The following is a 2,444-nucleotide window of genomic DNA, read 5'->3' on the forward strand; positions in this document are numbered from 1 at the left end:
AAAAATTTACTTATGTCTATGATTTTGGTGATTGGTGGGAGCATACCATTGAAGTCTTAAATTATATTGAAGATTACGAATTTGATTATCCTCAGGTGACCAAATTTAAGCAAAGCTCTCCGCCTGATGATTGTGGCGGAATATACGGATATTATGAATTTTTAGAACAATATCTTGATGAATCAAATCCTGAACAGACCTCGATTGCAGAATGGGCACGAGGTCAAGGTTATCATGATGATTATGATTTAGATGAGATAAATGAAGAAATGGAAGATATATTGGACTTTGACTCGGATGATTTTGATTGATTTAATGAATACACAGCATTTGTCTGACATCAATTGTGACATCAACGGGGATAAAAAAAGATAAAAATTGACAAGAAATTAGCATGTTTTAAGAGTATCTAAAACAGGTAAAAATGGCTTAAATAAGCCAAAAAGTAATTAGTTGATGAATTTGATTTATAACTCTTATATAAATGTTAAAATGAAAATGTACAAAATCGCCGACTCAAAATGTACAATTCTGGCAAGACACTTCTGAATAGAGTATACTCTATTCGGGAGTGATGAAAATGAATTACAGAAAAGACATTTATGAGAAGGTGAATTTTATGCTTAAAGATAAATCTAATGTAAATATTAACTGTTCAAAGCTTGCTCGCCAGTATGGATGTGACCGTAGAACAGTTTCAAAAGCTATCAATGCAGTCAAAAACAATCTCCCACCACCAAAAGCGAATAAACCAAGGAAAACTGATGGTTTTGAATTGATAATAGAAGAAAAATTAAAAACCGGTGCCCCGGCTATTGCTATTTGCAACTACCTCATAAAGCATCACGGATATACCGGTTCATATACCACAATTAAAGACTTTGTTCGTAATCTCAATCTTGAAAAGCAAAAACAAGCTGTTATTCGTTTTGAAACTAATCCTGGTATTCAGGCTCAGGTGGATTGGAAAGAATCGATGAAATTCAAAACCCAAGACGGAGATACCATAAAATTCAATGTCTTTCTCTTGATTCTTGGTTTTTCAAGAACTAAATTCCTTTGCGTTACAGAAACAAGAGATTTACATACTGTGGAAGAATGTCTTGTCAAAGCATTTAAATACATAGGCGGTGTTCCTCATGAAATCCTCTTTGACAACATGCGTTCAATAATTGATAAAGCACGTACTCAGTACAATGAGCCTGTATTCAACGACGAATTCAGTATGTTCTCATCTGACTGCGGATTTATTCCCAAAGCCTGCATTGCATACCGTCCCGAAACAAAGGGAAAGGTTGAAGTTACTGCAAAGCTTGTAAACAGATTAAAGGTTTACAGCGGAGACATAACTTGTTTTGATGATATCAGAAGAATAGCTGCAGAACTTAATGAGCAAATCAACTCTGAAAAATGTCAGGCGACGGATAAACCACCGTTTGAATTACTTAAAATTGAGAAGCCATATCTCATACAAACAGATCTTAGCATTCTTTCGGGATATTTCAAGGAAACAGTCACAAGAAAAGTCAGTGTTGAGTCTTTGATAACCTATGAAGGCAGAAAATATTCCGTACCACCGAAATATATCGGTAAATATTTAGATATCGAAGATGATGGTACAGGCTTTAACATTACCTTTAACGGACATTTCATACGCCATTGGGACAAAACATCAAAGCTTACCAATTTCAATCATCAGGACTATATGGAAATTGCCAGATGCAGTTCGTTAAGAAGGCTTTCAAATGATGAAATTACAGCTGTTGCAGAAAGGAACCTTGAAATATATGACAAACTTTAATGTATTAAGAAACAATATGGAAGAGCTCTCACTTACTAAGATGCTTGAAATCTTACCAAATGTTATTGACAAATCAACAAAAAACCAAAATTCACTTTTAGACTCACTACTGGAGTTGACTAATGCAGAGATTGAATTCAGAGCCGAAAGAGCAAAGAAGATAAATATTGTCACATCGCATTTTCCGTATATTAAAACCTTTAAGGATTTTGATTTTTCATATCAGCCATCGGTAAGGAAAGAACAAATCGCAGATTTGACAAGTCTACGGTTCATAGAAACGAAAACAAACATTATCTTTATTGGTTCAAGCGGAGTTGGAAAAACACATCTTGCTACAGCCATAGGAATTGAAGCAGCAAGTCAAAGAATATCTACATATTTCATTAATTTTGCTCAGTTGATGGAAAAATTCAAACGTGCAGCAAAGGAAAACCGAGTGGAACAGGTTGTTAAACATTATCTCAAATACACGGTTCTGATAATTGACGAAATTGGATATCTTCCGGTTGATAAGGCTGCGGCATATGGATTTTTTCAACTGATAGCGGCAAGATATGAATTCAGACCAACAATCCTTACAACTAATCAATCTTTTTCAAAATGGCCCGATGTTTTTGGAGATGCTGTAATTGCAAATGCA

Annotated in this window: 3 protein-coding genes; all 3 read left to right on the forward strand. The window is 34.7% G+C overall.

The features are described 5' to 3' along the window. Positions 1–311, forward strand: a 311-nt coding sequence (locus ACKI30_RS10545) for an IS1096 element passenger TnpR family protein (RefSeq protein WP_407412269.1), incomplete at its 5' end; no start/stop codon positions are given. Positions 312–619: 308 nt separating this feature from the next. Beyond that, the gene (gene istA / locus ACKI30_RS10550) at positions 620–1,801 is read left to right on the forward strand and encodes an IS21 family transposase (RefSeq protein ID WP_407412271.1); all 1,182 of its coding nucleotides are present in this window, start codon (positions 620–622) and stop codon (positions 1,799–1,801) included. Then, positions 1,746–2,444: IS21-like element helper ATPase IstB (gene istB, locus ACKI30_RS10555; protein ID WP_407412273.1), on the forward strand; the 699-nt coding region annotated here is incomplete at its 3' end. The genes istA and istB, both read left to right, overlap by 56 nt.

The sequence above is a fragment of the Methanobrevibacter sp. genome (assembly GCF_045539575.1).
Lineage (GTDB): Archaea > Methanobacteriota > Methanobacteria > Methanobacteriales > Methanobacteriaceae > Methanocatella.